Below are 12,042 nucleotides of genomic sequence, written 5' to 3'. Positions count from 1 at the left end.
GCCGAAAACAGGGGTGTCGTGCCGGATCGTCCGGGCAGGAGAGGGCAGGAGAAGGCGGGACACCCCCTGACGACCGCCGGCCCGGAGGACCCCGGGACCGGCCACACCACGGGACGGGGCGCGCGTGCGACGGACGGTCGAGCGGGACACCCCGCACGGACGATCGGCGGACGGCCGGGCCGTGCACCGGGCCGGCCGGGGCGGACGGGACGGCAGGACCGGACGCCGGGACCGGCCCCGGCGGCCAGCACCGGCAGGACCGGCGCGCCGGACGGCGAGCGGGACCGCGACCGGACGAGCGGGCCGGACCGGCGGCGCGCGGGAGTACGGACCACCGGCGGGCGCCACGAGGGACCCGCGGACGGGCGGCGGGTCGGCACCGGCCTGTGGACGACGGACAGACGGAAGACGGAAGAAGACGGACAGACCGACGACGTACGGCCGCTCGGCGCGGACCGGCGCCGGACTTTCCATCGTGAACTGGTGAATCGGTGAGGTGAAGCGCTGATGAGCACCACCCGGCCTTACCCGCCGGGCGACCGCGGCCCGGAGCCCAGCGGCGCTTCCGGGGGGTCCGAGGGGAGTGCGCCGACGGCGGGCGGGCCCACGGGGGCGGCCGCGCCGTCCGTGCCGTCCGGGTCCGCCGGCGGCACCCGCGACACCCGGGGCCCTCAGCACCGCAGAATCAGCCTGCGGGGCGAGAGCGGCGTCGTCCCGCTGGCCCGCGACTTCACCCGCCAGGCGCTGTACGCGTGGGGCTGGCTGCCCGCCTCCGGCGCCGACCAGCGGGCCGCCGCCGAGGACGTACTGCTCGTCGTCTCGGAACTCGTCACCAACGCCTGCCTGCACGCCGAGGGCCCCGACGAACTCCTCCTGGCCTGCGACAACAAGGTGATCCGGGTGGAGGTCTCCGACCGCGGCACCGGCCAGCCGGCCCCCCGCACCCCGCACCGCGCCGGCCGCCCCGGCGGCCACGGCATGTTCATCGTCCAGCGGCTCTGCCTGGACTGGGGCGTCGTCCGCACCGCCGACCGGCCGGGAAAGACGGTGTGGGCGGAACTGGGCGCCCCGGCTTAGGCCGATCGGGTTCCCCGGAGCCCGTCGGACACAAGCAGTCGAATAAGCGCTCGGCGTGCCGCACAACGCGCTTCTCGGCATGCCGCGCGACGCGCACTTCTCGACGTGCCGCGCGGAAATCCGGTTTCGCGCGGACACGGCGGTGCCTACCCTGAGTGCAACGCGCTGACGGAGACGAGTAGCCCGGGGCCCAGCGAGCCGAGAGAGCCGCCGGTCGCTGTGAAGGCGGCCTCGCACCCCGGAGTGAATCCCCTCCCGAGTGCGGGGAGGAAATGCCCCGCCGGCCGGCCCCCGTCATCGGGCCCGACGAGGCCGTCGTACGACGGCGAAGGCGTGGTGGCACCGCGAGCACCCTCTCGCCCACGCCCCGAGGGAACCGACCCGGGGCGGACCGTGCCGCCCCGCCGACCAGTTGGGCAGCACCATGCTTGACGTCACCCTCATCCGGCAGCATCCCGAACGCGTCCGCGAGGGCCTCGCCAAACGCGGCCTTGACGTGGACCTCGACTCCTTCCTCGCCCTCGACCGGCGGCTGCGCGAGACCCGTACGGCCCTGGAGCGGCTGCGCGGCGAACGGCGCCGGGTCTCGGCCGGCATCGCGGCCCGCCGCCGTGCGGGCGAACCGGCGGACGAACTCCTCGCGGCGGCCGCGGACCTGGCCGACCGGGTCGCCGAGACGGCCGCCGCGCACGGCGGGCTGGACGCCGAGCACCGCGCGTTCCTCGACGGCCTGCCGAACCTGCCCGAGCCGGACGTGCCCGCGGGCGGCAAGGAGCACAACGAGGTGGTGCGCACCGAGGGCGCGCCCCCGGAGTTCGGATACGCGCCCCGTGATCACGTCCGGCTCACCGAGGAGCTGGGCCTGGTCGACCACCGGCGCGGTGCGGCCCTCGCCGGCAGCGGGAACTGGGTGTACCGGGACCAGGGCGCTGCCCTGGAGTGGGCGCTGCTCAACCACTTCCTGGACACCCACCGTGCGGCGGGCCACACCTTCGTGCTGCCGCCCCATCTGCTCACCTGGCAGGCCGGCTACACCGCGGGCCAGTTCCCGAAGTTCGCGGACGACGTGTTCGTCACGGACCGCACGCCGGACGGCCGCCCCGAGCGGTTCCTGCTGCCCACCGCCGAGACCGCGCTCGCCGCCCTGCACCACGGCGAGACCCTCGACGAGGCCGAGCTGCCCGTCAAGTACGTGGCGTACACGCCCTGTTACCGCAAGGAGGCGGGCGGCTACCGCACCGCCGAGCGGGGCACCCTGCGCGGCCACCAGTTCAACAAGGTGGAACTGTTCCAGCTGACCCGGCCCGCCGACTCGGACGCCGCCCAGCTCGAACTGCTCGCCGCCGCCGAGCACCTGGTGGCCGAGCTGGGCCTGCACTACCGGGTCACCCGGCTCGCCGCCGGGGACACCAGCCCGGCGCAGGCCAGGACGTACGACGTCGAGGTCTGGCTGCCCAGCCTGGGCGCCTACGCGGAGGTCAGCTCGGTGTCGAACGCCCGCGACTACCAGGCCCGGCGCGGGGGCATCCGGTACCGCCCGGCGGACGGCGGCCGGACGGCGTACGTGCACACCCTGAACGCCTCGGGCCTGGCCACCAGCCGTCTGGTGCCGGCGCTCCTGGAACAGCACCAGCGGCCCGACGGCACCGTGGCCGTGCCCGAGGTGCTGCGGCGCCGGGGCCTGCCGGAGGTGCTGCGCAGGCCGTGACGGCCCGGACCCGGCCTGCACTGCGGCAGGGCGCGCGGGCCGTGCACGGCATGCGCGAAGGGCCACCGCGTCCCCGGGACGCGGTGGCCCTTCGCAGGCCGGGGCCGGACGGCTAGCGCACGTCGCCCATCAGCTTGTTGACCTTCTTGCGGTACATCCACACCGCCGCGCCGGCGAGGACGGCGAGCACCGCCTCCAGGGCCACGTAGCCCATCTTGTCGAGGTTGACCCCGCCGACGGCCGGGTTCGACATCAGCGCGGTGATGGAGTCGCCCGCGGTGACCGCGAGGAACCAGACGCCCATCATCTGCGAGGCGTACTTCTTCGGCGCCATCTTCGTCGTCACGGACAGACCCACCGGCGACAGCGTCAGCTCACCGACGGTCTGCACGAAGTAGATCGCGACCAGCCACAGCGCCGCGGCCTTGTGACCGCCATCGGCGATCGACAGCGGGGCGAGGAAGAGGAAGAACGACGCGCCGATCAGCACCAGGCCGGAGGCGAACTTCACGATCGTGCTCGGCTCCTTGCCGCGGCGGTTCAGCCACAGCCACAGCCAGGCGAAGACCGGCGCCAGCGCCATGATCATGACCGGGTTGACCGACTGGTACCAGGAGACCGGGAACGTCCAGCCCGCGATCGAGTTCTTGGCCGAGCTGTCCGCGAACAGCGACAGGGTCGAACCGCCCTGGTCGTAGATCATCCAGAACACGGCGGCGGCGACGAAGAACCAGACGTACGCCCGCACCTTCGACTTCTCGGTCGAGTCCAGGTCCTTGTCGCGCAGCATCCGCGCGATGACCAGGATCGGCACGATCAGGCCGATGAGCGTCAGCGGGATCAGCGCCCAGTTCAGGGTGAAGTGACCGGTGCCGCCCACCAGGCCGTAGAAGACGGCCGCGATGACCAGCCAGATCAGGCCCTTGCGCAGGGTGGCGGCCTTCTCCTGGGGGCTGAGCGGGGTCGGGACCTCGCTGCTCTCCGGGCTCAGGTGGCGGCCGCCGAGCAGGTACTGGGCCAGACCCAGCGCCATGCCGAGCGCGGCCAGCGCGAAGCCCAGGTGCCAGTTGACGTTCTCGCCGACGGTGCCGATGACCAGCGGCGCGGCGAAGGCGCCCAGGTTGATGCCGATGTAGAAGAGGGTGAAGCCACCGTCGCGGCGCGGGTCGTCCGGGCCCTTGTAGAGGTGGCCGACCATCGTGGAGATGTTGGCCTTCAGCAGGCCCGAACCGATGGCGACCAGACCCAGGCCGACGAAGAAGCTCGCGGCCGCGGGCAGGGCCAGGCACAGGTGGCCGAGCATGATGATCAGGCCCGAGACGGCGACCGTCCTGCGGGGGCCGAGGAAGCGGTCGGCGACCCAGCCGCCCGGCAGGGCGAGCAGGTACACGAGCGACACGTACACCGAGTAGATCGCGGTCGCGGTGCCCGCGCTCATGTGGAGGCCGCCCGGGGCCACCAGGTACAGCGGGAGCAGAGCCCTCATGCCGTAGTAGGAGAAGCGCTCCCACATCTCGGTCATGAAGAGTGTGGCCAGGCCGCGGGGGTGGCCGAAGAAGGTCTTCTCGGCTCCGGGGGTGCCCGGGCGGACCGAGTCCTTCGTCAGGCTGGACGCCATGGTCGTTCCTTGCTGGTCGGGGCGCGCGGTGGGGGTCCCCCGGCTCGAGCGGAGCCGAGAGTTGGGGGAGTTGCGCGCCCGTGGGGGGCGGCCGGCACCGGGGTCGGCCGCCCGCCCCCACGCCCTGGGGGGTCCGACTCCGGGTCGCGGAGGCGGTGGACGGCGACCACCGGGATCCACGCCCCGTCGCGCGGCGATGCGCTGCGGAGCCCGGCCAGAGGTCGTTCCTATCAAGACTGATCGTGATCAGCCCGCACACAAAAGAGACCTTCAGCCCACGTGCCCGCCGAAGGTCCCCTGGTGTACTCCAGGCGTTCAGGTCACTGTAAGGCAGGACACTGCCTGATATGGAAGGACTTGAGACACGGATCACAGGTGTCGCAGGAACCACAGGACCGCAATCGAAGGTCCTTCCCAGGATCGCATCCCCATAGCGATGGTCCGTACCGGCGGCGCCCCACCGGCGCGCGAAGGTAAGAGAACCTGAAACCGATCACACCCCAGCACCGTGCGCAGGCGGTCTACCATCACCTCATGACCCGTGTACTGCTCGCCGAGGACGACGCGTCCATCTCGGAGCCGCTGGCCCGCGCCCTGCGCCGGGAAGGTTACGAGGTCGAGGTGCGCGAGGACGGACCCACCGCACTCGACGCCGGAATGCAGGGCGGCGTCGATCTGGTCGTACTGGACCTGGGCCTGCCGGGCATGGACGGCCTGGAGGTCGCCCGCCGGCTGCGGGCCGACGGCCACACCGTGCCGATCCTCATCCTGACCGCGCGGGCCGACGAGGTGGACACCGTCGTCGGCCTGGACGCGGGCGCCGACGACTACGTCACCAAGCCCTTCCGGCTCGCCGAACTGCTCGCCCGGGTGCGGGCGCTGCTCAGGCGCGGCGCCGCCGAACCCCAGCAGCCGCCCGCGACGCACGGGGTGCGGATCGACGTCGAGTCGCACCGGGCGTGGATGGGCGACGAGGAACTCCAGCTCACCGCCAAGGAGTTCGACCTGCTGCGGGTGCTGGTGCGGGACGCCGGCCGGGTCGTCACGCGCGACCAGCTGATGCGCGAGGTCTGGGACACCACGTGGTGGTCCTCCACCAAGACCCTGGACATGCACATCTCCTGGCTGCGCAAGAAGCTCGGCGACGACGCGGCGAACCCCCGTTACATCGCCACGGTGCGCGGGGTCGGCTTCCGCTTCGAGAAGAGCTGAGCCCCGCCCGGGACCCTCCCGGGACCCAGCGACCACCTCAGGTAACGGAACATGCGCCGACGTCTCATCCAGTCCACCCTCGCCGTCGTCCTGGTGGTGATCGCCGTCTTCGGCATCTCCCTGGTGATCGTCGAATCGCGGACGATCAGCAACAGCGCCCAGGAGCGGGTGGAATCCGAGGCGATCCGGCTGGCCAGCATCGTGGACAGCAGGATCCTCGCCTCGGAGAACGTCAACGCGGAGGTGCTGCGCAATCCGGTCAGCCGGGAGCAGTTCGCGGTCATCCGCATGCCCGGCAAGCCGCCGATCGAGATCGGCACCCGGCCGCACGGCGACGTGATCCATGCCATGCAGCGCGGCGAGGAGGGCGAGACCGTCACCGTTCAGGAGCCGCGCTCCGCCGTGACCCGCGAGGTCGGCCGCACCCTGCTGATCATCGGCCTGGTGGCGCTGCTCGCGGTGGTCGCGGCCGTCCTGCTCGCCGTACGGCAGGCCAACCGGCTCGCCTCCCCGCTGACCGACCTCGCCGAGACCGCCGAACGGCTCGGCTCCGGTGACCCCCGCCCCCGGCACAAGCGCTACGGCGTCCCCGAGCTGGACCGGGTCGCCGATGTGCTGGACGCCTCCGCCGAGCGGATCGGCCGCATGCTGACCGCCGAGCGGCGCCTGGCCGCCGACGCCTCCCACCAGCTGCGCACCCCGCTGACGGCCCTCTCGATGCGGCTGGAGGAGATCACCCTCACGGACGACCCGGACATCGTGAAGGAAGAGGCGAACGTCGCGCTCACCCAGGTCGAGCGGCTCACCGACGTGGTCGAGCGGCTGCTGACGAACTCCCGCGACCCGCGCACCGGCTCCGCCGTCACCTTCGACCTGGACGAGGTCATCCAGCAGCAGCTCGCCGAGTGGCGCCCGGCCTACCGCAGCGCCGGCCGGGCCATCGTCAGCTCCGGCAAGCGGCATCTGCAGGCCGTCGGCACGCCCGGGGCGGTGGCCCAGGTGCTGGCGGCGCTGATCGAGAACTCCCTCATGCACGGCGGCGGCACGGTCGCGCTGCGCACTCGCGTCACCGGCAACCAGGCCGTGGTCGAGGTCACCGACGAGGGCCCCGGCGTCCCGGCCGACCTCGGCGCGCGGATCTTCGAGCGGACCATCAGCGGCCGCAACTCCACGGGGATCGGCCTCGCCGTCGCCCGCGACCTGGCGGAGGCCGACGGGGGGCGCCTGGAGCTGCTCCAGGCCCAGCCGCCGGTGTTCGGCCTGTTCCTGTCCCGCACCCCGCCGGCCCGCAAGCCGGGGGAGGAACAGCCGCCCACGGTCCGCTGAGGCGCGGCGCCTACGGGACGCGCTGGGACTTGTGCTCGGGGTGGGGCCGCTTCGACTCGGCGACCAGGATCGACTCCGCCTCGTGGCTCGGCTGCACCCGGAACACCCAGGTGCGGTACGACCAGAAGCGGAACAGGGTCGCGACGCCGATGCCCACGAACTTGAAGACGTTGCTCTGCAGCGGGCTGTCCCAGCCGAAGCCGTAGGTCGCCAGGTAGAGCACGCCGTTCTCGATGACCAGGCCGATCGCGCTGAAGAAGAGGAAGAGCGAGAGCTCCTTGGTGCGCCCGCCCTTGTCGCGGTCCCGGTACGTCCAGTAGCGGAAGCCGACGTAGTTGAAGGCGATCGCGACCACGGTGGCGATGATGCTGGCGCGCACCACCGGGAGGTCGGAGACGTGGCGGACCAGGTTGAACACGCCGAGGTTGACGAAGATGCCCGCAACGCCGACGGTGCCGAACTTGGCCACCTCGCGTACGAGCCGTTGCAGCCCCGAGGAACGAGGTTCCATGGCTGTGCAGCTCCCGTCGGTAGGTTTCGTCAGCCCCGCCATGCTATCCACGCGAACCCTCCGCCGCCTGCGCACAAGGGCAATACCAGGAAACAGATCGGAAAGAGAGGGGAAAGCGACTGGTAAGAGGCCATGCGGGGGACGTTGTCCGGTCCTGTCGGCGTGGCCGATACGCTAGGGGTGTGACGTTCCCGGTAGTCGGCATGATCGGCGGAGGCCAGCTCGCGCGTATGACGCACGAGGCGGGCATCCCGCTGGGCATCAGGTTCAAGCTTCTCAGTGACACCCCTCAGGACTCCGCGGCGCAGGTCGTGAACGATGTCGTCGTCGGCGACTATCGCGATCTGGACACGCTGCGCGAGTTCGCGCGCGGCTGCGACGTGATCACCTTCGATCACGAGCACGTGCCCACCGAGCACCTCAGGGCCCTGGAGGCGGACGGCATCCCCGTGCGCCCGGGCCCCGACGCGCTGGTGCACGCCCAGGACAAGGGCGTGATGCGCGCGAAGCTCGACGCGATCGGCATCCCCTGCCCCAGGCACCGCATCGTCGCCGACCCCGACGACGTGGCCCGGTTCGCGGCCGAGGGCGACGGCTTCCCCGTGGTCCTGAAGACCGTGCGCGGCGGCTACGACGGCAAGGGCGTGTGGGTCGTGGACAGCGCCGAGGAGGCCGCCGAGCCCTTCAAGGCCGGCGTGCCCGTCCTCGCCGAGGAGAAGGTCGACTACGTCCGCGAGCTCGCCGCCAACGTCGTGCGCTCCCCGCACGGCCAGGCCGTCGCCTACCCGGTGGTGGAGTCGCAGCAGGTCAACGGCGTGTGCGACACGGTCATAGCCCCGGCCCCGGGCCTGGAGGAGTCCCTGGCGCTGGAGGCCGAGCAGATGGCCCTGACCATCGCCAAGGAGCTGGGCGTCGTCGGGCACCTCGCGGTGGAGCTGTTCCAGACCCGCGACGGCCGCATCCTCGTCAACGAGCTGGCGATGCGCCCGCACAACTCCGGCCACTGGAGCATGGACGGCGCGATCACCTCCCAGTTCGCCAACCACATCCGCGCGGTCCTCGACCTCCCGCTCGGCGACCCGCGCCCGCGCGCCAGGTGGACCGTCATGGTGAACGTGCTGGGCGGCGACTTCCCGGACATGTACTCCGCCTACTTGCACTGCATGGCCCGCGACCCCAAGCTCAAGATCCACATGTACGGCAAGGACGTGAAGCCCGGCCGCAAGGTCGGACACGTCAACACTTACGGCGACGACCTGGACGACGTGCTGGAGCGCGCCCGCCACGCAGCCGGCTACCTGAGAGGCACCATCACCGAATGAGCCCCGTTGTTGGCATCGTCATGGGGTCGGACTCCGACTGGCCCGTCATGGAGGCCGCCGCCAAGGCCCTGGACGAGTTCGAGATCGCCTACGAGGTCGACGTCGTCTCCGCGCACCGCATGCCGCGCGAGATGATCACGTACGGCGAGCAGGCCGCCGACCGCGGCCTGAAGGTGATCATCGCCGGGGCCGGGGGCGCCGCCCACCTGCCCGGCATGCTGGCCTCCGTCACCCCGCTGCCGGTCATCGGCGTGCCGGTCCCGCTGAAGTACCTCGACGGCATGGACTCGCTGCTCTCCATCGTGCAGATGCCGGCCGGCGTGCCCGTGGCCACCGTCTCCGTCGCCGGCGCCCGCAACGCCGGGCTCCTCGCGGCCCGCATCCTCGCCGCGCACGACGAGGACCTGCTGCACCGGATGCGCGACTTCCAGCAGGAGCTGAACGACCAGGCCACCGAGAAGGGCAAGCGGCTGCGCTCCAAGGTCGAGGGCCAGGGCCGCTTCGGCTTCGGGAAGTGACGGCGATGACGTCCGCCGAGACGGCCCGGGAGCTGCTGCGGGAGTTCCCGGTCGTCGACGGCCACAACGACCTGCCCTGGGCGCTGCGCAAGGCGACCGGCTACGACCTGGACAAGCTGGACATCGCCGGCCACCAGCACGCGCACCTGCACACCGACATCCCGCGGCTGCGCGAGGGCGGGGTCGGCGCCCAGTACTGGTCGGTGTACGTGCCGGCCGAGCAGCCGGAGCCGGTCGCGGCGACGCTGGAGCAGATCGACTGCGTCCGGCGGATGCTGGCCCGCTACCCGGCCGACCTGGCCCCCGCACTGACCGCCGCCGACATGGAGACGGCCCGCGGCGAGGGCCGTATCGCCTCCCTGATGGGCGCCGAGGGCGGCCACTCCATCGCCAACTCGCTGGGCACCCTGCGCGGCCTGTACGCGCTCGGCGTGCGCTACATGACGCTCACCCACAACTCCAACGTGGACTGGGCGGACTCCGCGACCGACGAGCCCCGGGCCGGCGGCCTGACCGCGTTCGGCCGCGAGGTCGTCCGCGAGATGAACCGGCTCGGCATGCTGGTCGACCTCTCGCACGTGGCGCCGGCGACCATGCGCGACGCGCTCGACACCTCCGAGGCGCCGGTGGTCTTCTCCCACTCCTCCGCCCGCGCGGTCTGCGACCACCCGCGCAACATCCCCGACGACGTCCTGGAGCGGCTGCCGGCCAACGGCGGTGTCGCGATGGTGACGTTCGTGCCGAAGTTCGTCCTCCAGGCGGCCGTCGACTGGACCGCCGCGGCCGACGAGAACCTGCGCGCCCACGGTCTGCACCACCTGGACACCAGCCCCGAGGCGATGAAGCTCCACCGCGCCTTCGAGGAGCGCCACCCGCGCCCCGTCGCCACGGTGTCCACGGTCGCCGACCACCTGGACCACATGCGCGAGGTCGCCGGCGTCGACCACCTGGGCATCGGCGGCGACTACGACGGCACCGCCTTCACCCCCGACGGCCTCGGCGACGTCTCCGGCTACCCCAACCTCCTCGCCGAACTCCTCGACCGCGGCTGGTCCAGGGCCGACCTGGCCAAGCTGACCTGGCAGAACGCGGTCCGGGTGCTGGGCGCGGCCGAGGACGTGGCCCGTGACCTTCAGGCCACGCGCGCGCCGTCCGTCGCCACCATCGAGTCGCTGGACGGCTGACCGTCCAGGGCGGGGTAGTCGTTGTAGCCCTCCGCCCCGCCCACGTACATGAAGTACCGGTCCCGGACCGGGTTGAGCGGTGCGCCCAGCCGCAGCCGGGCGACCAGGTCCGGGTTGGCGAGGAACGGCCGGCCGAGCGCCACCAGCTCGGCGCCGGCCGCCAGCATCTCCCGGACGGCCCCGGTGACGGCCCCGGTGGTCAGGCATGATCGCCGATCTGCGCCTCCCCCCACTCTCGGCTGCGCTCGAGCGGGGGGAGCCCCCGTCCGGGAGACCCTGGACGAGGTCATCCGCACGGCCCGGGACGCCTGACCCGGCCGTACCCCCGAACGCCCCACTCACCGGGAGGTTCCCGTCCTCCCCGTGCGACCGTGGCGATACGCCCCACCACGACGCAGCTCACGACCGACGTGAGCCACGACGACGTACGGAGCCCGCCATGGCCGACCTCCAGGACGACATCCCCGCCACGACCGAGGTCGCCGAGGACGAGGCCCTGCCGGACGACCCGTTCCCCGCGGACCGGGACGAGGAGGGGCGCGCCTGCCTGGAGCGGGCCCACGCCCTCCTCGCCGCGCACCCGGTCGCCGACGGCTACAGCGGACTGCCCCGGGCGCTGCGCCATCTGCCCCGGTACGACCTCGAACTCGGCGAGGCGGCCGTCGACACCGACGTCCCCCGGCTGCGCGAAGGTCACGTGGGCGCGCTGTTCTGGTCGCTGCACCTGCCGGAGGGCCCCGGCGGCGCTCGCGCCACGGCCGCGACCCTGGAGCAGGTGGACCAGGCGCGCTCGGTGGTCGAGGCCCACCCGGAGGGGTTGCGCCTGGTGCGCACCGCCGGGCAGATCATCGACGCCCGCAACCGCGGCAGGGTCGCCGTGCTGCTCGGCCCCGCCCACGCCACCGCGCTCGACGGCTCCCTCGGCGTCCTGCGCATCCTGCACGCCCTCGGCCTGCGCGTGCTCACGCTCGCGGGCACGGCCTGGGCGGGGGAGCAGGGGCTCACCCGGTTCGGCGAGGAGGTGGTCCGCGAGATGAACCGGCTCGGCGTCCTCGCCGACGTCTCCGGGGCCGCGGCCGCCACCGCCGAGCGGGTCGTCGCGCTGTCGAAGTCCCCGGTGCTGTGCACCCGCTCCGCGGCCCGCGCCCTGCGATCGCACCCCGCCAATCTGCCCGACGAACTGCTCGCCGCCCTGGGCGCGGCCAGGGGACTGTGCATGGTGCCGCTGACCGCCGAGCAGACCGGGCCGACGGTCCACGACGTCGCCGACCACCTCGACCACGTCCGCGAGGTGGCCGGCCCCGAGTGCGTGGGCCTGTCCGGCACCTACGACTCCGGCGCCGCCCACCCCCGCGATCTCGCCGACGCCTCCCGCTACCCCCACCTGATCGCCGAGCTCCTGCGGCGCGGCTGGTCCGAGCCGGAGCTGGCCCTGCTGGCCTGGGGCAACGTCCAGCGGGTGCTGCGCAGCGCGGACTCCGCGGCCCGCGCCGCACAGCAGCGCCGGGCGGCGCCCTCCGCGACCCTCACGGAACTGGACGCCGCCCCCTAGCCGTTGCCCCGGCC

General features: G+C 72.7%; 10 protein-coding genes and 1 pseudogene. 8 read left to right on the top strand and 3 right to left on the bottom strand.

Annotated elements, in window-relative coordinates; translation table 11 throughout:
• Window positions 1–507: 507 nt before the first annotated feature.
• Both ACGFZN_RS11035 and serS read left to right on the top strand, forming a co-directional pair.
• Entirely contained in the window at window positions 508–1,077 is a 570-nt protein-coding gene (locus tag ACGFZN_RS11035; protein WP_393858160.1) for an ATP-binding protein, read from the top strand.
• A gap of 424 nt (window positions 1,078–1,501) precedes the next feature.
• Window positions 1,502–2,785, top strand: coding sequence for a serine--tRNA ligase (gene serS, locus ACGFZN_RS11030; RefSeq protein ID WP_393858159.1), 1,284 nt, complete (start codon window positions 1,502–1,504; stop codon window positions 2,783–2,785).
• A gap of 112 nt (window positions 2,786–2,897) precedes the next feature.
• On the opposite strand, the gene ACGFZN_RS11025 is transcribed toward serS, so the two are convergent.
• Window positions 2,898–4,403 (bottom strand): peptide MFS transporter, encoded by a 1,506-nt coding sequence (locus ACGFZN_RS11025; protein WP_393858158.1) that lies wholly within the window; start codon window positions 4,401–4,403, stop codon window positions 2,898–2,900.
• A gap of 534 nt (window positions 4,404–4,937) precedes the next feature.
• Here ACGFZN_RS11025 and ACGFZN_RS11020 point away from each other — a divergent pair.
• Together ACGFZN_RS11020 and ACGFZN_RS11015 are read left to right on the top strand one after the other, a co-directional pair.
• Window positions 4,938–5,615, top strand: a complete 678-nt coding sequence (locus ACGFZN_RS11020) for a response regulator transcription factor (protein WP_020940464.1) — start codon at window positions 4,938–4,940, stop codon at window positions 5,613–5,615.
• Window positions 5,616–5,666: 51 nt separating this feature from the next.
• The gene (locus tag ACGFZN_RS11015; RefSeq protein ID WP_393858157.1) at window positions 5,667–6,941 is read left to right on the top strand and encodes an ATP-binding protein; all 1,275 of its coding nucleotides are present in this window, start codon (window positions 5,667–5,669) and stop codon (window positions 6,939–6,941) included.
• Window positions 6,942–6,951: 10 nt separating this feature from the next.
• Here the strand turns inward: ACGFZN_RS11015 and ACGFZN_RS11010 are convergent, their stop codons facing one another.
• Window positions 6,952–7,452, bottom strand: a complete 501-nt coding sequence (locus ACGFZN_RS11010) for a GtrA family protein (protein ID WP_393858156.1) — start codon at window positions 7,450–7,452, stop codon at window positions 6,952–6,954.
• 182 nt (window positions 7,453–7,634) lie between these two features.
• On the opposite strand from ACGFZN_RS11010, the gene ACGFZN_RS11005 reads away from it, so the two are divergent.
• The 3 genes from ACGFZN_RS11005 to ACGFZN_RS10995 are packed head-to-tail and all read left to right on the top strand — an operon-like array spanning window position 7,635 to window position 10,476.
• Window positions 7,635–8,774 carry a 5-(carboxyamino)imidazole ribonucleotide synthase gene (locus ACGFZN_RS11005; protein WP_393858155.1) on the top strand — a complete coding sequence of 380 codons (1,140 nt, stop codon included), beginning with the start codon at window positions 7,635–7,637 and terminating at the stop codon, window positions 8,772–8,774.
• Entirely contained in the window at window positions 8,771–9,292 is a 522-nt protein-coding gene (purE, locus tag ACGFZN_RS11000) for a 5-(carboxyamino)imidazole ribonucleotide mutase (RefSeq protein WP_393858154.1), read from the top strand. The genes ACGFZN_RS11005 and purE overlap by 4 nt, the downstream gene beginning before the upstream one ends.
• A gap of 5 nt (window positions 9,293–9,297) precedes the next feature.
• Window positions 9,298–10,476, top strand: a complete 1,179-nt coding sequence (locus tag ACGFZN_RS10995) for a dipeptidase (protein WP_393858153.1) — start codon at window positions 9,298–9,300, stop codon at window positions 10,474–10,476.
• Here ACGFZN_RS10995 and ACGFZN_RS10990 read toward each other — a convergent pair.
• A pseudogene (locus ACGFZN_RS10990) lies at window positions 10,425–10,649 on the bottom strand (alkene reductase); the annotation flags it as partial. The gene ACGFZN_RS10995 and the pseudogene ACGFZN_RS10990 sit on opposite strands and share 52 nt — an antisense overlap.
• Before the next feature lie 266 nt (window positions 10,650–10,915).
• On the opposite strand from ACGFZN_RS10990, the gene ACGFZN_RS10985 reads away from it, so the two are divergent.
• Window positions 10,916–12,028, top strand: a complete 1,113-nt coding sequence (locus tag ACGFZN_RS10985) for a dipeptidase (RefSeq protein ID WP_393858152.1) — start codon at window positions 10,916–10,918, stop codon at window positions 12,026–12,028.
• Window positions 12,029–12,042 lie beyond the last annotated feature (14 nt).

The sequence above is a fragment of the Streptomyces sp. NPDC048192 genome, from assembly GCF_043202415.1.
In the GTDB taxonomy this organism is placed as follows: domain Bacteria; phylum Actinomycetota; class Actinomycetes; order Streptomycetales; family Streptomycetaceae; genus Streptomyces.
Note: the sequence above shows the minus strand (reverse complement) of the source record. Positions and strands in the feature narration are given on the sequence as shown.